Below are 23,796 nucleotides of genomic sequence, written 5' to 3' on the forward strand. Positions count from 1 at the left end.
ATAAGGTGGCAAACTATACTGAAGAGGCAGGTCGTTTCGTCGATCTGAATCGCGGCGCAATCATGAGTCTGCCGCCTTCGCGAAAATGATTGAGCGTTCGCTTGTAGGTTCGGGTCAGCTTCTTATCTGCGATGAGCAGGCTGCGCGGCTGAACATAGAGATCTGCGCGATGGATCATCAAGGAGCGCAATGGAAGCCAGCCGGCTTCGCCCAGATTTCCGACAAGGGCGCGGCGTAGCGCGTTCGTCACGATGTCGACCAGCTCAAGGCCAGGCTCGATCTCGCTTGAGAAGCGGAAGTTCTCGGTGAACAACCTGCCAAGGTCGATACCCCCGGTGGTTCGAATTCCACGCTTGCGGACTTCTTCTGCCAGATAGGCGGGCAATTCGTCGAAGCGATAGCGCTCAAAGTGGCTGTAATCCCCGTCAGCCATAATTGCGCCGGGTTTTTCGAGCGCCATGGCTTGCAGCCAGATGACGATGGTTTTCGACCACCAGTCTTCCCAGTTCGTCACCCCGTTGGGCTGTTTGCCGTCAACGATCCAATGGAATGCCCCCAATTCCTTCGCATTGCGCTGGGCATGGTAGTTGACTGTTTCTTCCAGAACGTCGCGCAGCATGTCGATGGTGAGGACCATCTGCACATAGAGCGGGTCCGAGAACCCCGCCATGCGCGCTTGCAGATCCGCGACGGCCGCGCGCAGTTCGGGTTGATGTTCATCGGTAAGTCCCGCGCCCATGCTCTCGATCCGCTTCTCGCGGTGCGCGGCGATGTCCGCCTTCTGGTGATCGGCCATGTCAATCATCGCGGCGCAGAAGATGGCGCCGTTGCGTCGCAGAAGTTCGACGACGGCGGCAACTTGTTGTTCGTTTAGCTTGCTGCCTTTGACTTCGCCTGCTTTGTTCTTGGGGAAGCCCGATCGCAGCCTTTCATATTTGGCGAATAGCTTGGGTAGCCGCGCGCTTTCGATAGCCAACGCGCCGATCACCGAAACTGCGGAGTCTTCCTGCCCGGTGCCGCTGAAATTTCCCGATTCGTCGATGAAGATGTGCATTGGCTCGTTTCGTGTTTGCAGCGTCTTTCGCCAGTACCAGCGTCAGGACGATGGTCTGTTGTGTTGGCGTTTGCGCCATTCATAGGCCCGGTCGAGCCGGGCATCGATCCATTCCGCCAGCAAGTCGACTTCGCCAATGGCCTTTTCGAGCCCCGCTGCGCTGATCTTGATCGTGGGCATCAGAAGCGATGCCAGCGAGCCCGCCTCGGTCGTAGCCGCCGACATCTCTGTATCGCTGATGAAGAAGGGTCTGGGGTGCTTGTCCAGTGTCGCCTTGTCGTGGGTAACCGTGAACGATGTCAGATCTTCCCCATGCTGGCCGCGATTGCGCGCAAGGACGATCTGTTCGATCAATGCCCGGTCAGCAGGGCAGTCGCTCCAGTCCGTATCGAGAATCTCGCCCAAAGCCTCGAAATAGGCGGGGACGAAGCCACCCCGAAAGGCCGCTTTCTTGTTCTCAAACGAGAAGCGGATCACCCGGTCCGCCAATGTGTTGAAATAGAGCTTCAGCGCGTCCGACAGCATCGAGATGCAGGCAAGGCCGAGAACTTCGAGGCCGGTGTCCGCGTCGAGCCATTCGACAAGATATGCAGGCTCGCCGTCCTCACTATAGGGAGGATTGTCGAAGGGCGGGAGTGCGTTGTCGATCCGACGCTTTACGTCGACAAAGCCTTCGGCACTCGTCTCGTAGAAGAAGCGGATGAAGGCCGTGCGGCTTTTGAGGAATATGAGCGCGTCCAATCCTGATCTCCGGCTGGGAGTTAAAGCTTCGGTGGATGATCCACCCCGAACAGACGCCAGAACCCGTTGATGAGCGGCAGAAGCGCATCTTCCGCCATTACATCATCGACGACTTCCCCAAGATAGGCCGAGTCCTGCCAGGCGGGACCGACCGGGTAGCCATCGCCAAGGATCATCCGATAGTCCTTGATCCCCTTGAGAGTGGCCATCGCGATCCACGGCCCCTCGATTCCGTAGTGCCGAAGGCGCGCAATCGTGCTCCGCGCCGCGCCTGGGAGGTGATCGACGACGGTCTTGGGATAGACGGTCTTTTTTCCATCCGCCTCGCGGCCGATTGTCCAGGCGAGATCAACATAGCCGAGGCGGTGATTGACGGACCAGGCACGCGCACCCTGTTTCTCATCGACATCGACCAGGACGATCAAACCGTCGAGGCCGACGCGATAGTGGATGCCGCCCATCGGATCCGGCGGCAAGACGGCGTAATCGCGTGAAACCGCGATGTCACGCGCCTCACGAAGCACGGACAGCGGGGCGACAGTCAAGATCAGCGCCGGCCGGTCGAGAAGCCGTGTCGGCATGTCCTTGCCGGTAATCGCCTCGACCGCCTTGTGATGGAGTTCGCGGACACGCTTGGGAAAATCCTGAGAGGCGGCGAAAGCCTGCCGGATCTCTGCGGTGCTCATTTCGAAGTTGCTCCGGTTCGCGCGCCTGTAGAAGCGACTGCTCTTGTCGTGGGCGACCCGGTGCGGAGCGATCAGGCTCGCGCCGACACGCATAACGAGGACTACCCTCCCGTCGGGCCGCCCCAGTTCCCGCACCGTGAATTGAGGCACGCGGGGATCGACGAGCGCCCGCAGTTGGTCGTCGATACGCCTCAGTTCCTGATCGAGCCCATCGCGGGCGATCCCGATAACTTCAGCGGCCGTGCCATTCTTGTCCTCGCGCACCCCGACGACGATGTCGCCGCCGTCAGTGTTGGCGAACGCCGTCACATCGGCCAGAAAATCGCGGACACCCTTATGGTCACCGGCCGGAAACGCTTCCTTGAAGTCCAGCGTTCGACTTTCGCTTCGCTGAAAAGTCACCAATGCTTCGATGTGGTCGAGCGTGATTTGGTCCAGAGGCTGTTCGATCATGAGGCCGTGTAGCATCCCGGCGCTGTTGCGTCTGCGGCAATGCCACCGCGGTTAGTGAAGGCTGCAAGCTTTGGGATGATGCCTCAGCGTGACGTTTTCTGTCCGAAATTGAGCAAGTGAAGCTCACGACTGCCGAGAATGGTCCAGGTATGTTCTGCTTGACCATGCAGAGATGCTCGGGGACAATTAGAGAACATGACCCATGATTTTTCGTCTCTCTCCCCCTCCGAATTTGAAGATCTGACCCGGGATTTGCTCGGTCGCGAACTCGGAGTCCGTTTCGAAGCCTTTCCAGACGGACCCGACGATGGAATGGACGGGCGGCACGCTGCAGCGGATGGAGATGTCATCCTGCAGGCGAAGCATTATTATCGGTCGGGTTACGCGAAGCTGCGAACGAAGATGAAGCAGGAGCGGAGCGCTATCGATGCTCTGAATCCGGAGCGCTATGTTCTCGCCACGTCGGCTGCGCTTACGCCCGCCAACAAGACCCAGATTGCCGCCGCGATCGGCCCGGCGCTCAAGAGCTCTGGCGATATCTTCGGGCCACAGGACCTGATCGCGCTACTGCGCAAATTCCCCGACGTCGAGACGGCGCATCCCAAGCTCTGGCAGCAGAGCAGCGCAGTTCTAAAGACACTGATCACTGGCGCGGTTGCCGATGCGCTCCCAAAGCCCGCGCCGATCCCGCCGGTGCTAGCGACCATGCTGCCAGGAGCAAACGATGCTGCGGCTGTGTCGCCACCCGTGCAGGATACCATTTTCATACTCAAATCCTCGCCGATCGATGACGAGTTCGCCCTGTGGCTCGCTCCGAAACTGGAGGCCGAAGGTTATCGGGTATTTGCCGACGTTCTCACCCTCGAGCCTGGTGATCGCTGGCGCCGGGAGATCAATCAGGCGCTCGAACATCGCGCCGTCAAGGTTCTGCTCGTCAGCCGCAATTCCACTCTAGACGATCCATCGGTACAGGATGACATCGACATCGCGCTCGATGTCGCACAGCGGCGTGGTGACAAGCGCTTCATTCTTCCCCTGCGGCTGGAGGCCGGGCGGAAGGTCAAGGGGATAGGCGACACTGTCCCCATCGACTTCGTTCGTGGCTGGGGCGAGGGTCTTATCTTGCTGCTCGATGCGCTGCGCCGACAGAAGGTCTTCCGCCACGCCGAAGTGGCGAGTATCAATCCCAATTGGGAACTGTTCCGCCGAAGGGGCGCCATTCCGCTCATCGACCAGCCCGAGCGACTCACGTCCAATTGGCTTCGGATCGCCGAGGCGCCTGACACCATTCACTATTATGAAGCCAACGGCGCGTTCGATCCCGACCGGCTGAAGCGAGCATTGATGCGCTATCCTTTCCCCACGGCGATTCAGGGCCGCGGCTTCCTCAGCTTCGCAGGCCAGGCGGAGATCGACGAGGCGTTCGAAGAGCTCGGGCGCTTTCGCGTGAAGCGCAGCATCCCGCTGCTCAAGTTCCTCGAAGATGGAATTCCCAAGCTTGGGATCGAGCGACAAGTGGCTTCGAACGTCCTCATGGTGATGATCAAGGAGGCGTGGTTCCAGTTCTGCAAAGTCCGAGGACTTATCGAATACTCTTATTCGAACAGCGTGGGTTTCCACGCGTCTCCCGCATTGGCGCCTACTGGCACTCGCATTCCTTGGGGCAAGCAGGGCGACCGACGCTCGTCGATGCTGCGCAATGTCGCCAAGGGTCACATCTGGCAATTCGGCGTGACCGCGCTCCCGGCGACATGGCCATTCTGGCATCTTAAGCTGAAGGCAAGAGTGTTGTTTTCCGCCGATAACGGCACGCCGGATGGTCTTGCGATCGACGATGCGAAGAAAATGCATAAACTAAGGAGATCGATCTGCAAGGGCTGGCGCAACAAGCAGTGGCACGGCCGCATGCAGGCCTTTCTGGAAATGCTTTCCGGCGACAGCGCCTACATCAGGCTCCGGCTGTCTGCCGAGCATGACCTGGTGGTCGATGCCGCCCCGATCCTGTTCACTTCGCCCGTGAGCACGAAGCTTCCGAACGTCGCCGACGCCGACGAAGAAGAAACCGATTTGAGCACACTTGGTCGGCCGACGAGCGATGATGAGGAGGAGCTCGAACCGTGAAGTTCCCTGAACCATCGCTCATCGTCGACCATCTTCACGAGCCCGCTCTCGAATTCGCTCACGGCGAGCGCAGCCCGCATCCCAAAGATGGCCTATTCCTTTACGGACCTCATGCCAGGGGGAAGAAGACACGCGAGATTCGTGTCGGTGTCATCGGTACGTCCGACGGTATCGGTCATTTCAGGAACTGGGCGCGCGGCATCATGCGGACCGTCGCTGTACCGCCGCCCGGAAAGGGTGAGAAGAAGGATCGTTTGCATCTCGCCAACTTTCCCGGCCTGGAAGAGACGTTCGGCATCACGTTCGATCCCGACGAAATCAGTACCTTGTCACTGCAACTCGCCGATATCGATCGCGCGACGCGCATTGAGAACCTCAACGAGGCGGTCGACAAGGTCGCGCGCCTCTACATTGAGCGCGTTCGCAAACATCTCAGGAATGAGGAGCAGTCGGTTGATGTCTGGGTGCTGGTGCTGCCCGAGATCGTCTACGAACGGTGCCGCCCTGGCTCGAAGCGGACCGGACTCTCAATGGAGCCGGGAGACTTTGGCCGGCGGCAGAAGGCCAAGGCGAGCCTGCCGCTGCTCGCCGGCGTCATCGACCAGAGCAACGAGGACATCTTCAACGACGTTCCTGACTTCCATCGGCGCATCAAGGCTGAGTTTCTATCGATCGCCCCCACCCAGCTCGTGCGCGAAACAACCCTCGCGCCGCACGCATTCCTTAATAGGGCCGGCTACCCGATCCGCAAAACGCAGGACGCCGCGACCCTCGTATGGAACCTTGCGACCGGGCTCTATTACAAGACGCAGCCAAAGCCACCCTGGCGGTTGGGGGCGGTCCGTCCAGGCGTTTGCTATATCGGCATGGTCTACAAAAGCCTTCCTGACGACCCCGACGGTCATGCCTGCTGCGCCGCGCAAATGTTCCTCAACGAAGGCGACGGCGTCGTCTTCCGCGGCGCCAACGGCCCGTGGAAGACGGGCGATCATGATTTCCACCTGAAGAAGGACGCAGCTAAGAAGCTGCTGAAGATGGTTGTGACGACCTACGAGGAGATTCACGGCGAGCCGCCCAACGAACTCTTCATCCACGGCCAGACTTATTTCAATGATGAGGAATGGCAGGCCTTCTGCGAGGCCGCGCCAAAGGGGACGAACGTCATCGGCGTTCGCATCCGGACCACCGGCGGCGAAACCAAGCTGTTCCGCGATGGCGACTATCCAGTCCTCCGCGGCACGGCCCTGCTTCTCGATGACCGCGTCGCCTATCTCTGGACCACCGGATATGTGCCCCAACTCGACACCTATATCGGACCGGAAACGCCGAACCCGCTGCACATCACCGTCATGCGCAGCAAGTATCAGCGACCTGAACTCCGCGCGGTTCTCGAGGACATCATGGGCCTTACCAAGATCAATTATAACAGCTGCAACTTCAATGATGGGCTGCCCGTCACGGTGCGCTTCGCGCGAATGGTCGGTGATGTTCTCACTATGGGCTCAGCGAAGGGTGAGGAGAAGCAGCCCTTCAAATTCTATGTGTGATCCAGCTGCAGCGTCGGCGTTCTTGGGACTGCCGCATCGCTTTGTCGCCGGGGCCAAGGAAATTTCGTGGTTCGATGGACCAGCTAGCCTGGCTGAGAATCGTGCAGAGCGGCCCGATCGGTGAAGCGCGGTCTTGTCGTTTCTTCTGGGCGCGCGAACGCTCGGTCGATAGCGATGGCTCCGATTTCCTGGTATCAAACATTGATGCAAAGACGTGAACCGCGACTGAGATTGCTGCATCTTGAGATTTTGTTGGTACATCGGTTGGCACAGAGTCGAGCCATCTTAGAAAAATCAACCTAACTACAATAAGTTATGAGGGTTTTTCGATTCCGGCTCGGGCCTCCAATTTCCTGATCGCTACCTACCTCTTGTCCTGAACACGCGATCAGGCGGGTGTCAGTTCGTCCTGTCGGCCAGCACCGTGTCGGTGTCGACCAGCCTGACCTCGCTCAGTACGCCGAGATAGCGCTCGTAATAGGGCTTGTGCGACGATCCGACCAAGGCGAGGACGCGTGTTCCGGGGGTCGGCCCCATGGCCTCGCGGATGTTGGCGACCATGCGCAGGTTGCGCGTTTCCCAGTACGCAAGGTAGCGCCGGCCATAGCGCTGCGGCGAGGCGTCGGCGCCGGTCGCGGCGAAATCCGAACTGACGGCGAAGCGGGCGGCGGCGGGGCTGTTGGCGTCGCGATAGACCGACAGCACCGCCCCGGCATTCAGCTGCGCCTCGGTCGTGTCGACCACGGCCTTGCGAGCGCGGGTCATGGGGTTGTCCCACAGCCGGGTGATCGCGGCCGCCATTTCGGGGCTTTCGGGGCCCGCAGCGCGGTCGCCGGTGTGGTCGTCCACCGGCCATACCCGCTCGAGGCCAAGGCGGGCGGCGAGCGTCGCGGCAAGGTCGCGGTTTTCGTTGGGGCGCTTGTCGATGGCGGCGATCGAGCGGAGCAGGTCGTCGGTCAGCCCATCGCCGGCCACGCGGTCGGCCGGTGACAGGCGCAGCCATTGCACGCGCGCCGAGGCCGGGTCGCCGGCCGCGAGGAACAGCGCGGCGAGGCGGCGGCGCTGGGCGGCGGGGCGGTCGGCCTGCTCGTCCTGCAGCAACCGGGCGATTTCCGCCTCGGCGCTGGCCTGGTCGATCTTGAGCGCGGCACGCGCGGCGCCGGGATCGGGGCAGTAATCTTCCGCGACGCCGGGATAGATCGCGGCAAACGCGCGCAGATAGTCGCACTGTGCGCCGCCCACGCCTTCGACCATGATCATCTTCGGGCGCCAGGTCTGGAGCCTCGCCAGCAAAGGCTCCAGCCGCGCGCGATCGAAGGTGGGTGGCAGGATCGCGAGGTGTGGCGTGCCCAGCACCATGACTTCGCTGCGCGGCTCTTGCACGGCCCGGTCGGCGAGCCAAACCGCGCGCGCGGCGGGAGTGGGGGGATTGACCTCGCGCGGCGGGGTGGCGGGCACCGTGAGTGCGGCGGCGACGGCAAGCAGGAAAACGGGAACGGTCATCGGTTGCACCCCCCATGGCAACGGTGGACGCCTGGAGGCCTAGCACGAACCCGACCGGATGCGCAGGCGAACTTGGGGCAGACGCCGGCGGCGTTATCCGTGCTGGCGCACCGCATGATGGCCCATGGGGCCATGGCCGGCACCGAAACCGGGGGCAGCCTCCAACGCGGCACGCACGAAGGCGCGAGCCTGGTCGATCGCGTGGTCGAGCGGTTCGCCCCGGCCCAGCCCCGTGGCGATGGCGCTCGACAGCGTGCAACCGGTGCCGTGGCTGTGGCGCGTGACGATGCGGGGCGATCGCCAGACCTGCGGGGCTTGGCCGGGCACGACGAGGCGATCCTCGACGACCGGGCCATCGGCATCGCCGCCCTTGGCAAGATAGGCCACTCCGCGCGCCGCCATGGCAGCGTCACCGCCGAGCGCGGCCAGTTCGGGGACATTGGGCGTCGTCAGCGTGGCGAGGCGCATCAGCCGCTCGAAAGCGGCGATGGTGGCGGCATCGGCCAGCGCGGCGCCGCTGGTGGCGATCATCACCGGGTCGAACACCACCGGCACGCCCAATGCCTCCAGCCGGTGGGCCACGACGGCGGCGATGGCGGGGGATCCCAGCATGCCGATCTTGACTGCATCGATGCCGATGTCGCTGGCGCAGGCGTCGATCTGCGCAGCGACGAGCGCCGGGTCGATCGCGGCGACGGCGGTGACGCCCAGGGTATTCTGCGCAGTGATCGCGCAGATCGCGGTCATGGCATGGCCGCCGAGCGTGGTGATGGTCTTTATGTCGGCCTGGATGCCAGCGCCGCCACCCGAATCCGAGCCGGCGATCGAGAGGATGCGGGGCGGGGCGGTCATCGCGGCAGGCCCTTCATGCCAGGAGGAACAGCAGGCCGACCGCGGTCATCGCCGCCGTCGCCAGCCAGCCCAGCACGGCGAGCGGCCGCCCGATCACGAGGTGGCCCATGACGCGCGGATTTTGCGCGATCAGCATGGTCACCACCATCAGCGGCGGTGCCAGCAGTCCGTTGATCACCGCGGTCCAGTAAAGCGCGCGCATCGGGTTGATGGCGAGGACGTTCATGCCCAGCCCGGCGAAGGTCGCCAGCGCGATCGCGATGTAGAACGCACGCGCATCGACCGGGCGCTGGTCCAGCCCCTCGCGCCAGCGCAGCGCCTCGCTGAGCGCATAGGCAGCCGAACCGGCCAGGACCGGCACCGCGAGCAGGCCGGTGCCGATGATGCCGAGGGCAAAGAAGGCGAAGGCCAAGTCACCCGCGAAGGGGCGCAGGGCCTGTGCGGCTTGGTCAGCCGAGGTGATGTCGAACAGCCCGTGCGCGTGCAGGGTCACGGCGGTGGCGATGACGATGCTTTGCGCGGTGAGGTTGGAAAAGCCCATGCCGACCAGCGTATCGGTGCGGATGCGGTGCAGTTCCGCCCCGGCGCGGCGCGGGGCAACGTAGAGCGGGCGGATGTGGCGGCGGCGCTGCTCCTCCACTTCCTGCCCGGCCTGCCAGAAGAACAGGTAGGGGCTGATCGTGGTGCCGAGCAGCGCGACGAGGCCCATCGCATGGTCGTGGTCGATACGGAACGCGGGCACGACCATGCCACGCACGACCGCGCCCCAGTCTACCGGCGTGACCGCCAGCACCGCGATATAGGCGAACAGCGACAGCGTGATCCACTTGAGCACGCCGGCATAGCGCGCATAGGGCACGAAGACTTCGGCCATCACGCTCAGCGCCGCGAAGCCGACGGTGTAGAGCAGCACCGGCCCCGGCAGCAGCAGGTGCAGCGCCGCGGCCATGGCGCCGAGGTCCGCACCGATGTTGATGATATTCGCCACCAGCAGCAGGACGACCGTGCCGCGCAGCAGCCAGGGCGGATAATGACGGCGCAGGTTCTGCGCGATGCCGCGTCCGGTGGTGGCGCCGATGCGGGCGCAGATCGCCTGGATCGCGGCGAGCAGCGGCAGGGCGAAGACCATGGCCCAAGACAGCGATACGCCGAATTGCGCACCGACCTGGCTATATGTGCCGATCCCGCTGGGATCGTCATCGGCCGCGCCGGTGACGAGGCCGGGGCCGAGCACGGCCAGCGGCGAGCGGCCCGATGCCGCCTCGCCGCCGGCTGGTGTGCCCGGCGCCTCGATCATGCCCGCAAGGAGCCACCCTGTTTGGCGGCGGCGGCGACGATGCGGTCGGCGATCGCCTTGAGCGCCGCCTCGTCGTAGCTCTTGTCCGCAGGTTGCAGCGTCACTTCGATCGCGAGGCTCTTGCGTCCCTCGGGCACCCCGGCGCCGCGGAAATCGTCGAACACGCGCGCGGCGACGATGTTGGCCTTATCTGCGCCCTTGACCGAGCGCAGCAGGTCGCCCGCGGGCAGCGCGGCGTCGACGAGGAACGCGAAGTCGCGTGTCACGGCCTGGAGCGCAGGCGGCGCGAAGTGCGGGCGGGCAAAGCCGCTGGCGGCCTTCTTCGCCGGAATGCGATCGAGGAACAGCTCGATCACCGCGACCGGACCCTCGAGGCCGAACGCCTTGGCGGTGGCCGGGTGGATCATGCCGAAACGTGCCAAGACCTGCTTGGGGCCGAGGCGCAGCGTGGCGGACTGGCCGGGATGGAACTGCGCGCCAGCCTCGCCCATGACCTGCAGGTTGTCGACCGGCGCACCGGCCTCGCCAAGCAGGGCAAGCGCTTCGGCCTTGGCGTCGTAGGCGGTGAAGGCCTGCGCCTTGCCGCTGGCCCAGCCGCGCGCCACGCGCTCACCGGCGAGCACGACCGCGAGGCTGAGGCGCTCGTCGCTGGCGCCGCTGTCGGCGCGCAGATAGCGGCGGCCGATCTCGAACAGGCGGACGCTGCTGGCGCCGCGATCGAGATTGCGACGCGCGGCGGCGAGCAAGCCCGGCAGCAGCGAGGGGCGCATGGCCTTGAGGTCTTCCGAGATCGGATTGGCCAGCGTCCACACGAACTGCCCGTCGGCAAAGTGCGCGGCCTGCGCCTCGGGCAGGAACGACCAGGTCACCGCCTCGTGATTGCCGCGCGCGGCGGCGGCGCGGCGCAGGCGCCGCTCGAGCAATTGCACCGGGGTCGCGGTCGGACGCGCGACACCATCGGCGCGCGGCAGCGGGGTCGAAGGCACGGCATCGAGGCCGTGGACGCGGATCACTTCCTCGACGAGGTCGGCAGGGCCGGCCACGTCGGGGCGCCAGGTCGGCACGGTGACGCCCCAGTCCTCGTCCACGGCAAAGCCGAGGGCGGACAGGATGCGCTTCTGCTCGCTCTGCGCGACGGCGACGCCGCCGAGCTGGCCGGCCAGCGTCGGATCGTAGGGGATCGTCTTGCGGTCGAGCGGGGCGGCGCCGACGCGCACGACTTCGCTGGCGGTGCCGCCGCAGATCTCAAGGATCAGCTGAGTCAGCAGGTCCATGCCGGTGTCGAGAAACGCCGGGTCCACACCGCGCTCGAAGCGGCCGCGCGCGTCGCTGGCGAGGGCCAGTGCCTGCCCGGTGCGGGCGATGTGGGCGGGATCGAAATAGGCGACCTCGAGCAGGACGTCGGTGGTCGCCTCCGAGCAGCCCGAGTGTTCGCCGCCCATGATGCCGCCGATGTCGTGCACGCCGGCTTCGTCGGCGATCACGGTCATGAACGGCTGGAGCGCGTATTCCTTGCCGTTGAGCGCGACGACGGTCTCGCCCTCGCGCGCCAGGCGGGCGGTGACTGCGCCAGTGAGCTTGGCGAGGTCATAGGCGTGGGCCGGGCGGCCGTAGCCGAGCATGACGTAATTGGTGATGTCCACCAGCGCCGAGATCGGGCGCTGGCCGGCGGCCTTGAGCCGGTCCTGCAGCCACTGCGGCGAAGGGCCGTTGGTCACGCCGCGGATGACACGGCCATGAAACGCGGGGCAGCCCGCCTCGTCCTCGATGCGGATTTCGACCGGGCAGGGGCCTTCGCCCGTGACCGGCGCCACGTCGATCGGGCGCAGCGTGCCGATGCCGGCGGCGGCAAGGTCGCGGGCAATGCCGTGGACGCCCATGCAGTCGGGGCGGTTGGGGGTGATCGCCACGTCGAACACCGGGTCCGAGCCGAGGTAATCGCCGAACGACTGGCCGAGCGGCGCATCGGCGGGCAATTCGATGATGCCGTCGTGTTCCTCGCCGAGGCCGAGCTCGCGGGTCGAGCACATCATGCCGTTGGATTCGACGCCGCGGATCGCGCTCTTGCGCAGTTCCATGCCGTTGGCCGGCACAACCGCGCCGGGCAGGCCGAGCACGCCGACGAGACCGGCGCGCGCATTGGGCGCGCCGCAGACGACCTGCAGCGGCTGGCCGTCACCAAGGTCGACCGAGAGCACCTGCAGCTTGTCCGCCTGCGGGTGCTTTTCCGCGGTCAGCACGCGGGCGACGCGGAAAGATCCCAGCGCGGCCGAGGTATCGGTCACGCTTTCGATCTCGAGGCCGAGGGCGGTGAGCTTCTCGGCGATCTCGGTGGCGCTCGCCTGGGTGTCGAGCAGGGCCTTGAGCCAGGACAGGGAAAACTTCACGGCCGCACTCCCACGCCTGCCGAAAGGGTGGGCACGTCGAGCGCCCCGAAACCATAGTGGCCAAGCCAGCGGGCATCGCCGTCAAAGAAGGCGCGCAGGTCGTCGAGGCCGTACTTGAGCATGGCGAGGCGGTCGACGCCGGTGCCGAAGGCGAAGCCCTGCCACTCGTCGGGGTCGAGCCCGCCGAATTCGATCACCTTGCGGTTGACCATGCCGGAGCCCAGCACTTCCATCCAGCCGCCGCCCGCGGCATCGCCGCTGCCGCCGACCACCCGCTTGCCGTTGACCAGCGTATAGCCGACGTCGACCTCGACCGAAGGTTCGGTGAAGGGGAAATAGCTGGGGCGCAGGCGCAGGACGATGTCGTCACGCTCGAAGAAGGCCTTGAGGAAGGTCTCCAGCGTCCACTTGAGGTGGCCGAGGTGGATGCCCTTGTCGATCACCAGGCCTTCGATCTGGTGGAACATCGGCGTGTGCGTGGCATCGCTGTCGGAGCGATAGACGCGGCCCGGCGCGATGATGCGCAAGGGTGCCCCGTCTTTCAGCATCGCGCGGATCTGCACCGGCGAGGTGTGGGTGCGCAGCAGCATGTCGCGCCCTTCGCCGTCCTTGTCGGGGAAGTAGAACGTGTCGTGCATCGCGCGCGCCGGATGCGTTTCCGGCATGTTGAGCGCGGTGAAGTTGTGCCAGTCGTCCTCGATCTCCGGCCCGCTGGCGACGGCAAAGCCCATGTCGGCGAAGATCTCGGCGAGTTCGTCCATCACCTGGCTGACCGGGTGGACCGATCCGCGCGGGGCGTCCGGCGCGGGCAGCGACAGGTCGATCGCCTCGGCCGCGAGGCGCGCATCAAGCGCGGCGGACTCGAGCGCCGCCTTGCGATCGGCAAGAGCCGTGGTGATCGCCTCGCGCGCGGCGTGGATCTGCGGACCGCGGGCCTGGCGTTCCTCGGGACTCATCTGCCCCATGGTCTTGAGCAGGGCCGAGACCCAGCCCTGCTTGCCGAGTGCAGCGACGCGGATCGCCTCCACGGCCTCGGGCGTGGTTGCGGCGGCAATGGCGCCGAGCGTCTCGGCCTGCTGGTGATTGAGCTGTTCCATCGCGCCTGCCGCTAGCGCGTTGCGACCTCAAAAGGAAGCCTCGGCAAGCGGGCAGGCACGCAGAATCGGCGTCAGTGTCTAGCCGACGCCGGGGTGGGCGCCGGCCTTAGCGGCAGACGCGCACGCGCTGGTGATGGCGCCACACGATGCGGCAACGGTTGCCGTGCCAGCCGCGGCGTTCCCAGCCACGTCCATGTTCCCAGCGGCGGTCGTGGCGACGGTCGTGGTCGCGGTCCCAGCGGCGCTCCATGCGGTGACGGTCGTCGTGGCGCCAGTCGCCCGGACGGGCCTCGGCGACGGTGGGGACGAGCAGCGTGGCGGTGATCGCGCCGATGGCGATTTTGGCGAAACGGGAAATCATGACGGTCTTCCTGTGGTTTACGACTGTGTCAGTAACGCACGGGAAGGCGTTGGGGTTTCGCGCGGTCAACCGCACTGGCCGCGGTGGAGCAACTTCTGGTCGGCCAGGACGAGCGCCATCATCGCCTCGACCACCGGAACGCCGCGGATGCCGACGCAAGGGTCATGGCGGCCCTTGGTGAACAGGTCGGCGGCCTCGCCCTCGCGCGTGACGGTCGGCATCGGCGTGAGGATCGAGGATGTCGGCTTGAACGCGACGCGCACCGTCACCGGCTGGCCAGTCGAGATCCCGCCCGCGATGCCGCCGGCGTGATTGGCGAGGAACGCAGGGCCTTGGCTACCGTCCGCGCCGGGGCGCATCGGATCGGCGTTGCCCTCGCCGGTGTTGGCGGCGGCCGCAAACCCGTCACCGATTTCCACGCCCTTGACCGCGTTGATGCCCATCATGGCATGGGCCAGCTCGGCGTCGAGCTTGGCATAGAGCGGCGCCCCCCAGCCGGCGGGCACGCCGGTGGCCGCGCATTCGACCACGGCGCCGAGCGACGAGCCGGCCTTGCGCGCGCCGTCGACCAGCGCTTCCCAGCGGGCGGCGGCCTTGGCGTCGGGGCAGAAGAACGGGTTGTTGCCGATCTCGGCGGCGTCGAAGTTGGCCATGTCGATGGCATCGCCGCCGATCGCGCTGACCCAGGCGGTGATCGTGACCTCGGGGATCACCAGTCGCGCCACTCCGCCAGCGGCCACGCGCGCCGCAGTTTCGCGCGCCGAGGAACGCCCGCCGCCGCGATAGTCGCGAAAGCCGTACTTGGCGTCATAGGCATAGTCGGCATGGCCGGGGCGATAGGCCTTGGCGACCTCGGAGTAGTCCTTGGAGCGCTGGTCGACGTTCTCGATCATCAGGCTGATCGGCGTGCCGGTGGTGCGGCCCTCGAACACGCCCGAAAGGATGCGGACCTGGTCAGGCTCCTGCCGCTGCGTGGTGAAGCGCGACTGCCCGGGGCGGCGCGCGTCGAGGAAGGGCTGGATCATCCCCTCATCGATCGCCAGCCCCGGCGGGCACCCGTCCACCACGGCGCCGAGCGCCGGCCCATGGCTTTCGCCCCAGGTGGTGAAGCGGAACAGGTGACCGAAGGAGTTGATGCTCATGGGTCCGGTGCTCTGTCGCAAGGCGCGGAAAATGTCCACACCTGCGGGCGGGCCGGACGGGTGCGTTGGGGCCGGTTCAGAACTCGTCCCAGTCCTCCCCGCCGACCACGCGTGCCGGGCGGTGCGTAGGCGCCGGCGGCCTGGGCTGCGCCAGCATAGTCGGAGCAGGGGGCGCAGCGGGCGGCATCGGCGTGACGGCGAAGGCGGCGGCGACGCCGGCGTCCTCGACCAGCGACTCGCGCCGCGTCTGTACCGGGACTGCGGCCTGCGCGGCGGGGCGGGTCGCGGGATCGCGAGTGCGGAAACCGCGTACGAGTTCGCTGAGACGGTCCGACTCCGCCGCAAGCGCACGCGTGGCGGCCGAGGTCTGCTCGACCATCGCGGCGTTGCGCTGGGTATCCTGGTCCATGGCGGCAACCGCCTCGTTGATCTGGCCGACGGTCTGCGATTGTGTCTCCACCGTGCGGGAGATGTCGCCGATCATGGTGTTGATCGTGCCGACCTGCTGGAGAATCTCGCCCAGCAGGTCGCCGGTCTGGCGCACCAGCGTCACGCCATCGGCCACTTGCGCGCTCGAGGTGGAGATCAGGGCCTTGATGTCGCGCGCCGCATCGGCGCTGCGCTGGGCCAGCGCGCGCACTTCGTTGGCGACCACGGCAAAGCCCTTGCCCGCATCGCCGGCGCGTGCGGCCTCGACCCCGGCGTTGAGCGCGAGGAGGTTGGTCTGGAAGGCGATCGCGTCGATCACGCCGATGATCTGGCCGATCTCGCCCGACGACCCCTCGATCGAGGCCATGGCATCGACCGCGCGGGTGACGACGGCGCCACCCTCGCCGGCATGGCGGTGAGTTTCGGTCACGTGCCGGGTGACCTCGGCGGCGCGGTCGGCGGTCTCGCGGATGCCCTCGTTGATCTGGCGCACCGCGGCCGAGGTTTCCTCCAGCGCGGCCGCCTGGCGCAGGTTGCGCTGAGAAAGATCGTCGGCCGCGCCCGCGATCTCGGCGATCGTGCGCGACAACGAATGGGCGCCGATGCGCACCGACCCGATCGCCTCGGCCAGGGTCATCTGCGTGTGGTTGAAGCTGGCGCGCAGCGATTCGAAATCGGGGGCGAAGGCATCCTCGATGCGGTATTCGAGGTCCTGCCCCGACATCTTGTCCAGCGCCTTGGCCAACGCGCCGACCACCTGCTCCTGCGCCGCGTCGGCGCTTCGCTTGGACAGTGCGGTCTGGCGGAAGACCGCCGCCGCCGCCTCGATCCGCTCCACCTCGTGCCCGTTGGGGTTGCCGGTGACCGCCAGCGAATAGTCGCCCGCCGCCATCGCCTGCAGGGTTTCGATCACCCGCTCGAGCGGCGCGGTCACGGCCTTGCGAACATGCCGGGTGGCCCAGATCAGCGTGACGGCGCTCAGCACGATGAGCAGGCCGCTAGCCGCAAGCCCGGCATTCATCAGCAGCGTGGACCGGTCGCTTTCGGCGACGATGTCGGCCTGCAGCTGCTTGCCGAGGCGATCCTGCACGTCGGCAAACCCGTCGAACGCCGTCGTGAAGGCCTGCATCGTCGTGGTGGCATCCTGTCCCGAGGCCACGGCATCCGCCGCCGCACGCGCCGCGGCGACATAAGCGCGTTCGGCCCGGCGGGTCTCGTCGTAGAGGCTTTCCTCGCCGGCGAGTGGCGGCACCGCGAAGACCTTGGCATAGGAGGCGTCGATGTCGGCGAGGTCCTCGTCGAACTGCTTGCGTGCCTGTGCCAGCGCCGCGCGGTCGCCCCGTGCCACCGCGTCCTTCATACGGAACAGGTCGTTCTGGGAGGCATCGTGCTTCATGTCGCCGTACATCTGCCCGCGCTGCATGACCGCGGCGTTGGCGATCGCAAAGGCCGAGCCGCGCATCAGCAATTGCGTGGCGGTGGCCATGGCGAACTGGAGCGCGCAGATCGTGGCCATGGCGCCGAGGCAGATCATGATGCTGCGCCGAATCGAGGTTGGCCGGGGTGAGGACATGACGAGGTCTCCGCAAGGCTGGGTCGCGGGCGCCCGGGCACGAGCGGGCCGTCGACGGCCGGTCGGACTTAGCCGGTCAGGGAAAATTCCCGCTCAACCGGCGATCAGGGGAAGGCCTTAGGCCTGATCGGCAGAGCCGAGGCGCGCCCGTGCCCAGCGTGCGGCATCGGCGACCGCCGGATCTGGATCGCTGCACAGCGCCTCGACGCGGGGCAGCAGACGGGCATCGCCGCTGTTCCCCGCGGCGTAGAGGCAGTTGCGCACCATGCGATCGCGACCGATCCGCTTGATCGGCGATCCGGCGAAAACGCTGCGGAACGTCGCGTCATCCAAGGCCAGCAGTTCGGCCAGGCGCGGCGCGACCAGTTCGGCGCGCGGCAGGAAGGCGCGATTGTCGGCCGCCGCCTTGGCGAACGAATTCCACGGGCATACCGCGAGGCAATCGTCGCAGCCGTAGATGCGGTTGCCGAGCGCGGCCCGGTACTGCTCGGGGATCGGTCCCTTGTGCTCGATCGTCAGGTAGGAAATGCAGGCGCGTGCATCGAGCTGGTACGGCGCGGGGAAGGCGCCGGTGGGGCAGGCGTCCTGGCAAGCGGTGCAACTGCCGCAGCGATCGGCGTGGGGCGTGTCGGGTTGAAGATCGAGAGTCGTATAGATCGCGCCGAGGAACAGCCACGAGCCATGCCGCCGGCTGACGAGGTTGGTATGCTTGCCCTGCCAGCCAAGGCCGGCGAGCTGGCCGAGCGGCTTTTCCATGACCGGCGCGGTATCGACGAAGACCTTGACTTCGGCGCCCGGCACCTCGGCCACCAGCCAGCGCGCCAGCGCCTTGAGCGCGCGTTTCACGATGTCGTGATAGTCCGCCCCTTGGGCATAGACCGAGATCCGCGCGCGGTCGGTCACGTCGGCCAGGGCCAGCGGATCGTGCGCCGGGGCATAGCTCATGCCCAGCGCGATCACGCTCCTCGCCTCAGGCCAGAGCGATTGCGGCCCCTGGCGCTGGCCAGCGCGCGCCTCCATCCATTCCATCGCACCGTGGCGCCCTTCGCCCAGCCATTCGTGGAGGCGGGCGGCGCGCAATGGGTCGTCCGCCGCCGGGGCCAGGCCGCAGGCGGCAAAGCCCAGTTCGGTGGCCTGCTGGCGGATGCGCTGTTCGATGGGGAGGGGGGCGATCTTAACCAAGTCTTGTCTCTCGGCCGCGCATGACCCAAGCCCTTGGAACGGCATCGGTGAATCGGGGACTGTGGTGACGGACGGCGCGGCGTTTCAGGGCGAGTGGGCGATCGAGGCCGAGGGGCTGGTCAAGCGCTTCGACGGGTTCACCGCCGTCGACGGCGTGGACATCCGCGTGCCGCGCGGGGCGATCTACGGCGTACTCGGCCCCAATGGTGCGGGCAAGACCACGACCTTGCGCATGCTGCTCGGCATCATCGACCCGGACGCGGGCGTGCGCCGCGTGCTCGGCCACGAGCGGCCGACTGATGTCGCCCGCCGGATCGGCTACCTGCCCGAGGAGCGCGGCCTCTATCCCGCGATGAAGGCGAGCGAGGCGATCGCGTTCCTCGCCGCATTGCGCGGGGTGCCGTTGCGGCAGGGCCGCAAGCGGGCGCGCGAGTTGCTGGACGAGCATGGGCTCGGCTATGCCGCCGATCGGCAGATCCGCCAACTGTCGAAAGGTATGGCGCAGCAGGTCCAGTTGCTGGGCACGCTGGTCCACCAGCCCGACCTCGTCGTGCTGGACGAGCCGTTCTCGGGGCTGGACGCGCTCAACCAGGGCAAGCTGGAGCGGATGATCCGCAGCCTTGCGGAACGCGGCACGACCGTCCTTTTTTCAACGCACGTCATCGCCCATGCCGAGCGACTGTGCGACCGGGTGGCGATCATCGCCGGTGGCAAGGTGCCCTTTGCCGGGCTGGTCGACGAGGCGCGCGACCGGCTGCGCCCGCAGGTGCGGCTGGAAACGCGCGCGGGCGATGGGTCATGGCGTAGGGCGCTGCCCGCCGATGCGCGGCGCGAGGGCGCCTTCTGGCATTTTGCGCTGCCCGAAAGCGGGGTGGAGCCGCTGTTGCGGGCGCTGATCGAGGGCGAGGCGGGGATTCTCTCGCTGTCGATCGAGCGGGCCGGGCTGCACGATGCCTTCGTCGCCATCGCCGGCGAAGCGGCCGCGCGCGCGCTCGAAGAAAACACCGCCAATCAAGAGGCGGACAATCCGGAGACCGGCCGATGATCCGTACCAAGCTCGAGGCCGCCTGGGTGATCGCGCGGCGCGATTTCGTCGCGGTGATCTTTTCCAAGACTTTCCTGTTCTTCCTGCTCGGCCCGCTGTTCCCGATCGTGGTCGGCGGCATGGCCGGGGCGATCGGCGCGCAGGTCCACAAGGATCTCGACAAGCCGATGATCGGCATTGCGCTGCCCGCGCCCGAGGCGGCGCGGATGATGGAGGCGCAGCGCGCGCTGGGCGATGCCATGCCCGGCGATGTGCCCGGCTTCGTCGTGCTCGATACGCCCTGGGGTGGCCGCCACTACGACGCGCGCGCCGCGCTCGCCGGCCATGCCGAGCAGCAACTCGCCGCGGTGGTATCGGGCAGCCTCGCGCGCCCGGTCCTGACCGCGACGCCCGAACGGGCGCGGATGTGGCAGGGCATGATCGCGCTGTTCGCGGCGCGCGCGCAAAGCGTAGCGCCGGGGCCGCTGCCGGCGGTGGCGGTCGACGAGGTCGCCACCAGCGCCGCCAAGCAGCAAAGCGGGCAGATCGCCACGGCGCAGGCCGGGCAAGTGCTGCTGTTCCTGCTGACGATGCTGCTGGCGGGCATGGTCCTGTCCAACCTGGTCGAGGAAAAGGCCAACAAGATCATCGAGGTACTCGCCGCCTCGATCCCGCTCGACGCGCTGTTCCTGGGCAAGCTCTTCGCCATGCTCGGCGTCAGCCTCGTCGGCATCGCGGTCTGGGGGACGGGCTGGGGCGCGCTGGTCCTGGCCGGGGGCAAGGCGCTGCCGGTCATGCCGGTGCCGGCGGTCGGCTGGCCGATGTTCCTCGCGCTGGGCTTTCTCTATTTCGCGATGGCGTACCTGCTGCTCGGCTCGCTCTACCTGGCGATCGGCGGCATGGCGACGACCGTGCGCGAGGTGCAGACGCTGGCGATGCCCGCGACGATGCTGCAGCTGATGGTGTTCTTCTTCGCCAGCTTCGCGCTGGCCCGTCCGGGGACGTGGATCGAGGCGGTCAGCCTCGTCTTCCCGCTGTCCTCGCCCTTTGCCATGCTGGCACGGGCGGCGCGCGATCCCGCGCTATGGCCGCATGGCGCGGCGCTGGCCTGGCAGGGGCTGTGCGTGGCGGTGATGGTGCGGCTGGGCGCGCACCTGTTCCGCCGCACGGTGATGAAGTCCGGCCCCGCGCGCGGGCGGCGGGGCGGGCTGCTGGGCCGGCGGAAGGCCGCACCTTCCGCCTGATCGCCGCGCGCCTGACTTGCTGGTCTGGTATTCTTACTGGGCGTCCAGGCCATAGGCGGTGTGCAGCACGCGCACGGCCAGCTCGACCTCGTCGGCGTCGATCAGCACCGAGACCTTGATCTCGCTGGTCGAGATCGCCTGGATGTTGATCCCGCGATCGGCAAGCGACTTGAACATGGTGCTGGCGACGCCGGCGTGGCTGCGCATGCCCACGCCCACGACCGAGACCTTGGCGACCTTGCTGTCGCACATCAGGCGATACCAGCCGATCTGGTCCTTGCGCTCTTCCAGCAGCGCCTGCGTGCGCGCCAGGTCGGCCTGCGGGCAGGTGAAGGTCACATCCGTCTCGCCCTTGTCCTTGGCGATGTTCTGGATGATCATGTCGACGTTGATGTTGGCCTCGGCCAGCGGCGCGAAGATCGAGGCGACCGCGCCGGGGCGGTCGGCGATCCGCGTCAGGGTGACCTTGGCTTCGTTCTTGTCGGCGGCGATGCCGGTGATCAGCTGGCGTTCCATCTCGTACCCTTCCAGTTCCTCGTCCGCGACGATCATCGTGCCCGGGATCGTGTCCGCGGCCGGGGCATCGTCGTCGATGAAGGATGACAACACCTGCACCCGCACGCCTTCCTTCATGGCGAGCGAGACCGAGCGGGTCTGCAGGACCTTCGAGCCGACCGAGGCCAGCTCGAGCATTTCCTCGTAGGTCACGGCCTTGAGCTTGCGCGCCTTGGCGACGATGCGCGGGTCGGTGGTATAGACCCCGTCGACGTCGGTGTAGATGTCGCAGCGATCGGCCTTGACCGCCGCCGCCACCGCCACCGCCGAGGTGTCGGAGCCGCCGCGGCCCAGCGTGGTGATGCGGTTCGAGGCGCTGAGACCCTGGAAGCCGGGGATCACCGCGATCTCGCCCGCGGCCATGCTGGCAAGCAGGTCGCCGGAATCGATGCCCTCGATCCGTGCCTTCGAAAACGCGTCGTCGGTGTGCACCGGCAGCTGCCAGCCCAGCCACGACCGCGCCTTGCAGCCCAGCGCCTGGAGATGCATCGCCAGGAGGCCCGAGGTCACCTGCTCGCCGCTGGCGACGACGACGTCGTACTCTGCCGGGTCATAGAGCGCGTTCGCCTCGCGGCAGAAGTTGACGAGGCGGTCGGTTTCGCCGGCCATCGCCGAGACCACCACCGCCACTTCGTGGCCGGCGGCCTGCTGGCGCTGCACGATCCGCGCGACGCGACGGATTCGCTCGGTTCCGGCCATCGAGGTGCCGCCGAATTTCATCACGATCCGCGCCAACGCTTGTGCTCCTGTTCACCGCCTCAAGAAACAATCTTGCCCGCCTGGCCCATGGACCATGCGGTTGCGGCGCTTTAGGGAGGTGCCATGAGCAATGCAACATCCTTGGCACCCTCGCCACACAACGCCACGATTCGTCCCGACGAGGCCGCCCACTTCGGCCGGCTGGCGGCGCAGTGGTGGGACCCCAAGGGCAGTTCCGCCATGCTGCATCGCCTCAATCCGGTGCGCCTGTCGTTCCTGCGCACTGCCATCGACAGCCATTTCGGCGGCGATCCGCGCGGGCTGAAGCCGCTCGCCGGGCGCAACGCGATCGACGTCGGCTGCGGCGCGGGCCTGCTGGCCGAGCCGCTGGCGCGCATGGGCGCCGCGACCACCGCGGTCGACGCCGCGCAGGAGAACATCGCCGCCGCGCGCACCCACGCACAGGGTGCGGGCCTGACGATCGACTATCGCCACGGCGAACTGGCCGTGCTCGATCTGGGCCGCTTCGACCTCGTCACCGCGATGGAGGTGATCGAGCACGTCGCCGACAAGCCGGCCTTCATCGCAGCGCTCGCCGATCGCCTGGCCGACGGCGGGCTGATGGTGCTCTCCACCCCCAACCGCACCCCCGCCTCGCGCCTGCTGATGGTCGCCGCGGCGGAGGGGCTGGGCATGGTGCCCAAGGGCACGCATCATTGGGACGACTTCATCACTCCGATCGAGCTGCACGACCTGCTGGCCGGTGCGGGGCTGGTCATGGGCAATCCGCAAGGGATCGCTTGGAGCCCGGCCAAGGGGCTGCACCTGTCCGACGACCTTGCGCTCAATTACATCGTGACCGTGACGCGCGGCTAAGGTTTGCGGCTCACGCCCTTCGACAGGCTCAGGGCGAACGGGGTGGGAGTTTGGTTTTCTGATTTCCGCTCGGGCTGAGCCTGTCGAAGTCCCGGCCCGGTGTGCGTTGCGCTTTATGCCCTTCGACAGGCTCAGGGCGAACGGGGGATGGAAGTTTGGTTTCCCGAGTTCCGTTCGGGCTGAGCCTGCCTAAATCCCAGACCGGCGTACGTTGCGCTTTGGGCCCTTCGACAAGCTCAGGGCGAGCGGGGAAGACTTTGGTTTCCCGAATTCCGTTCGGGCTGAGCTTGTCGAAGCCCCCAGACGGCCACGTCTCACCCCAGCAGCGCCGCTTCCCACTCCGCGGGCTTGAAGCCCACCAGCAGCCCACTGTCGTGCTCCACCACCGGCCGCTTGATGAGCGAAGGCTGCGCCACCATCAGCGCAATCGCCTTGTCGGGTCCGAGGTCGGCCTTGTCCGCCTCGGACAGCTTGCGAAAGGTCGTGCCCGCGCGGTTCAGTACCGTGTCCAGCCCGGCCGTTTCCGCCCAGCCAGCAAGCCGCGCCGCATCGGCACCCTGCTTCTTGTAGTCGTGGAACGAATAGGCCAGGCCGTGATCGTCGAGCCAGGTGCGCGCCTTCTTGACGGTGTCGCAGTTGGGGATGCCGTACAGCGTGATGGTCATGGCTTGCTCCGCTCGAAGTGGTGAATGCGGGTCGGTGTGCCGGCCAGCAGCGAATAGCTGTCGTAGTATTCGGCGCGGCCGCGGCCTTGCACCTGGGCATGGGCGGCCACGCGGCGCCAGGCGAGCGCGGCGGCCTCGTCGTCCCATTCCGACAGCGCGATCACTTCGCCGTCATCGGCGGTGTAGGACTTGAACGAGAGGAAGCCCGGCTGCTGGCGGGCCAGCGCGTCCATCGCCGCGGCGTCGGCGGCATAGGCGGCTGCGTCGATGTCGGCGCGCTTGCGGTTGCGGAAGACGACGAGGAACAT

General features: G+C 66.8%; 21 protein-coding genes. 6 read left to right on the plus strand and 15 right to left on the minus strand.

Annotated features, from left to right (window positions below; genetic code table 11):
- Positions 1-13: 13 nt before the first annotated feature.
- The 3 genes from V7Q48_RS08340 to V7Q48_RS08350 are packed head-to-tail and all read right to left on the minus strand — an operon-like array spanning position 14 to position 2,934.
- Entirely contained in the window at positions 14-1,054 is a 1,041-nt protein-coding gene (locus tag V7Q48_RS08340; RefSeq protein WP_333837470.1) for a DUF3800 domain-containing protein, read from the minus strand.
- 42 nt (positions 1,055-1,096) lie between these two features.
- Entirely contained in the window at positions 1,097-1,795 is a 699-nt protein-coding gene (locus tag V7Q48_RS08345) for a hypothetical protein (protein ID WP_333837471.1), read from the minus strand.
- Positions 1,796-1,815: 20 nt separating this feature from the next.
- Complete coding sequence (locus V7Q48_RS08350; RefSeq protein WP_333837472.1) at positions 1,816-2,934, minus strand: AlbA family DNA-binding domain-containing protein; 1,119 nt, start codon at positions 2,932-2,934, stop codon at positions 1,816-1,818.
- Between the two features lie 195 nt (positions 2,935-3,129).
- Here V7Q48_RS08350 and V7Q48_RS08355 point away from each other — a divergent pair, with 195 nt between their 5' ends.
- The 3 genes from V7Q48_RS08355 (at position 3,130) to V7Q48_RS08365 (ending at position 6,820) form a co-directional block, all read left to right on the plus strand.
- A complete protein-coding gene (locus V7Q48_RS08355) occupies positions 3,130-5,055 on the plus strand; it encodes a TIR domain-containing protein (protein ID WP_333837473.1) in 1,926 nt (641 codons plus the stop codon).
- Positions 5,052-6,602: an argonaute/piwi family protein gene (locus V7Q48_RS08360; RefSeq protein WP_333837475.1), complete on the plus strand. Its 1,551-nt coding sequence runs from the start codon at positions 5,052-5,054 to the stop codon at positions 6,600-6,602. The genes V7Q48_RS08355 and V7Q48_RS08360 overlap by 4 nt, the downstream gene beginning before the upstream one ends.
- Positions 6,603-6,676: 74 nt before the next feature.
- The gene (locus V7Q48_RS08365) at positions 6,677-6,820 is read left to right on the plus strand and encodes a hypothetical protein (RefSeq protein WP_333837476.1); all 144 of its coding nucleotides are present in this window, start codon (positions 6,677-6,679) and stop codon (positions 6,818-6,820) included.
- A gap of 181 nt (positions 6,821-7,001) precedes the next feature.
- Here the strand turns inward: V7Q48_RS08365 and V7Q48_RS08370 are convergent, their stop codons facing one another.
- The 9 genes from V7Q48_RS08370 to queG form a co-directional block, all read right to left on the minus strand.
- Positions 7,002-8,105 carry a DUF5694 domain-containing protein gene (locus V7Q48_RS08370; protein WP_333837477.1) on the minus strand — a complete coding sequence of 368 codons (1,104 nt, stop codon included), beginning with the start codon at positions 8,103-8,105 and terminating at the stop codon, positions 7,002-7,004.
- Positions 8,106-8,198: 93 nt separating this feature from the next.
- Positions 8,199-8,957, minus strand: a complete 759-nt coding sequence (gene thiD / locus V7Q48_RS08375; RefSeq protein WP_333837478.1) for a bifunctional hydroxymethylpyrimidine kinase/phosphomethylpyrimidine kinase — start codon at positions 8,955-8,957, stop codon at positions 8,199-8,201.
- Positions 8,958-8,970: 13 nt separating this feature from the next.
- Positions 8,971-10,254, minus strand: a complete 1,284-nt coding sequence (locus tag V7Q48_RS08380) for an NRAMP family divalent metal transporter (RefSeq protein ID WP_333837479.1) — start codon at positions 10,252-10,254, stop codon at positions 8,971-8,973.
- On the minus strand, positions 10,251-12,641 hold the full coding sequence (gene pheT / locus V7Q48_RS08385) for a phenylalanine--tRNA ligase subunit beta (RefSeq protein ID WP_333837481.1): 2,391 nt from the start codon (positions 12,639-12,641) through the stop codon (positions 10,251-10,253). Before pheT ends, V7Q48_RS08380 begins: the two co-directional genes overlap by 4 nt.
- Positions 12,638-13,738 (minus strand): phenylalanine--tRNA ligase subunit alpha, encoded by a 1,101-nt coding sequence (pheS, locus tag V7Q48_RS08390; RefSeq protein ID WP_333837483.1) that lies wholly within the window; start codon positions 13,736-13,738, stop codon positions 12,638-12,640. The genes pheT and pheS overlap by 4 nt, the downstream gene beginning before the upstream one ends.
- Before the next feature lie 106 nt (positions 13,739-13,844).
- Positions 13,845-14,099 (minus strand): hypothetical protein, encoded by a 255-nt coding sequence (locus V7Q48_RS08395; protein ID WP_333837485.1) that lies wholly within the window; start codon positions 14,097-14,099, stop codon positions 13,845-13,847.
- Between the two features lie 65 nt (positions 14,100-14,164).
- Entirely contained in the window at positions 14,165-15,241 is a 1,077-nt protein-coding gene (gene aroC, locus V7Q48_RS08400; protein ID WP_333837487.1) for a chorismate synthase, read from the minus strand.
- A gap of 76 nt (positions 15,242-15,317) precedes the next feature.
- Positions 15,318-17,204, minus strand: a complete 1,887-nt coding sequence (locus tag V7Q48_RS08405; protein ID WP_333837489.1) for a methyl-accepting chemotaxis protein — start codon at positions 17,202-17,204, stop codon at positions 15,318-15,320.
- A 156-nt stretch (positions 17,205-17,360) separates the two neighbouring features.
- Positions 17,361-18,401: a tRNA epoxyqueuosine(34) reductase QueG gene (queG, locus tag V7Q48_RS08410; protein WP_333837515.1), complete on the minus strand. Its 1,041-nt coding sequence runs from the start codon at positions 18,399-18,401 to the stop codon at positions 17,361-17,363.
- Between the two features lie 88 nt (positions 18,402-18,489).
- Between queG and V7Q48_RS08415 the strand changes: the two genes are divergently transcribed.
- Both V7Q48_RS08415 and V7Q48_RS08420 read left to right on the plus strand, forming a co-directional pair.
- Complete coding sequence (locus tag V7Q48_RS08415) at positions 18,490-19,470, plus strand: ABC transporter ATP-binding protein (protein WP_333837491.1); 981 nt, start codon at positions 18,490-18,492, stop codon at positions 19,468-19,470.
- Positions 19,467-20,693, plus strand: a complete 1,227-nt coding sequence (locus V7Q48_RS08420) for an ABC transporter permease (protein WP_333837493.1) — start codon at positions 19,467-19,469, stop codon at positions 20,691-20,693. Before V7Q48_RS08415 ends, V7Q48_RS08420 begins: the two co-directional genes overlap by 4 nt.
- Before the next feature lie 33 nt (positions 20,694-20,726).
- Here V7Q48_RS08420 and V7Q48_RS08425 read toward each other — a convergent pair whose 3' ends face one another.
- Entirely contained in the window at positions 20,727-21,983 is a 1,257-nt protein-coding gene (locus V7Q48_RS08425; RefSeq protein WP_442947110.1) for an aspartate kinase, read from the minus strand.
- 87 nt (positions 21,984-22,070) lie between these two features.
- Here V7Q48_RS08425 and ubiG point away from each other — a divergent pair, with 87 nt between their 5' ends.
- A complete protein-coding gene (gene ubiG, locus V7Q48_RS08430) occupies positions 22,071-22,823 on the plus strand; it encodes a bifunctional 2-polyprenyl-6-hydroxyphenol methylase/3-demethylubiquinol 3-O-methyltransferase UbiG (RefSeq protein ID WP_333837495.1) in 753 nt (250 codons plus the stop codon).
- Positions 22,824-23,137: 314 nt separating this feature from the next.
- Here ubiG and V7Q48_RS08435 read toward each other — a convergent pair whose 3' ends face one another.
- A complete protein-coding gene (locus V7Q48_RS08435) occupies positions 23,138-23,488 on the minus strand; it encodes an arsenate reductase (protein WP_333837497.1) in 351 nt (116 codons plus the stop codon).
- A complete protein-coding gene (locus tag V7Q48_RS08440; protein WP_333837499.1) occupies positions 23,485-23,796 on the minus strand; it encodes an antibiotic biosynthesis monooxygenase family protein in 312 nt (103 codons plus the stop codon). The genes V7Q48_RS08435 and V7Q48_RS08440 overlap by 4 nt, the downstream gene beginning before the upstream one ends.

It is taken from the genome of Novosphingobium sp. (assembly GCF_036803765.1).
Taxonomy (GTDB): Bacteria; Pseudomonadota; Alphaproteobacteria; order Sphingomonadales; family Sphingomonadaceae; genus Novosphingobium.

Coding starts and splice junctions, on each gene's coding strand:
- V7Q48_RS08370 (WP_333837477.1), bottom strand. CDS start 8,105: ATGACCGTTCCCGTTTTCCTGCTTGCCGTCGCCGCCGCACTCACGGTG.
- V7Q48_RS08395 (WP_333837485.1), bottom strand. CDS start 14,099: ATGATTTCCCGTTTCGCCAAAATCGCCATCGGCGCGATCACCGCCACG.
- V7Q48_RS08340 (WP_333837470.1), bottom strand. CDS start 1,054: ATGCACATCTTCATCGACGAATCGGGAAATTTCAGCGGCACCGGGCAG.
- ubiG (WP_333837495.1), top strand. CDS start 22,071: ATGAGCAATGCAACATCCTTGGCACCCTCGCCACACAACGCCACGATT.
- V7Q48_RS08355 (WP_333837473.1), top strand. CDS start 3,130: ATGACCCATGATTTTTCGTCTCTCTCCCCCTCCGAATTTGAAGATCTG.
- V7Q48_RS08350 (WP_333837472.1), bottom strand. CDS start 2,934: ATGATCGAACAGCCTCTGGACCAAATCACGCTCGACCACATCGAAGCA.
- pheS (WP_333837483.1), bottom strand. CDS start 13,738: ATGGAACAGCTCAATCACCAGCAGGCCGAGACGCTCGGCGCCATTGCC.
- V7Q48_RS08420 (WP_333837493.1), top strand. CDS start 19,467: ATGATCCGTACCAAGCTCGAGGCCGCCTGGGTGATCGCGCGGCGCGAT.
- V7Q48_RS08435 (WP_333837497.1), bottom strand. CDS start 23,488: ATGACCATCACGCTGTACGGCATCCCCAACTGCGACACCGTCAAGAAG.
- thiD (WP_333837478.1), bottom strand. CDS start 8,957: ATGACCGCCCCGCCCCGCATCCTCTCGATCGCCGGCTCGGATTCGGGT.
- V7Q48_RS08440 (WP_333837499.1), bottom strand. CDS start 23,796: ATGTTCCTCGTCGTCTTCCGCAACCGCAAGCGCGCCGACATCGACGCA.
- V7Q48_RS08405 (WP_333837489.1), bottom strand. CDS start 17,204: ATGATCTGCCTCGGCGCCATGGCCACGATCTGCGCGCTCCAGTTCGCC.
- V7Q48_RS08380 (WP_333837479.1), bottom strand. CDS start 10,254: ATGATCGAGGCGCCGGGCACACCAGCCGGCGGCGAGGCGGCATCGGGC.
- aroC (WP_333837487.1), bottom strand. CDS start 15,241: ATGAGCATCAACTCCTTCGGTCACCTGTTCCGCTTCACCACCTGGGGC.
- V7Q48_RS08365 (WP_333837476.1), top strand. CDS start 6,677: ATGGACCAGCTAGCCTGGCTGAGAATCGTGCAGAGCGGCCCGATCGGT.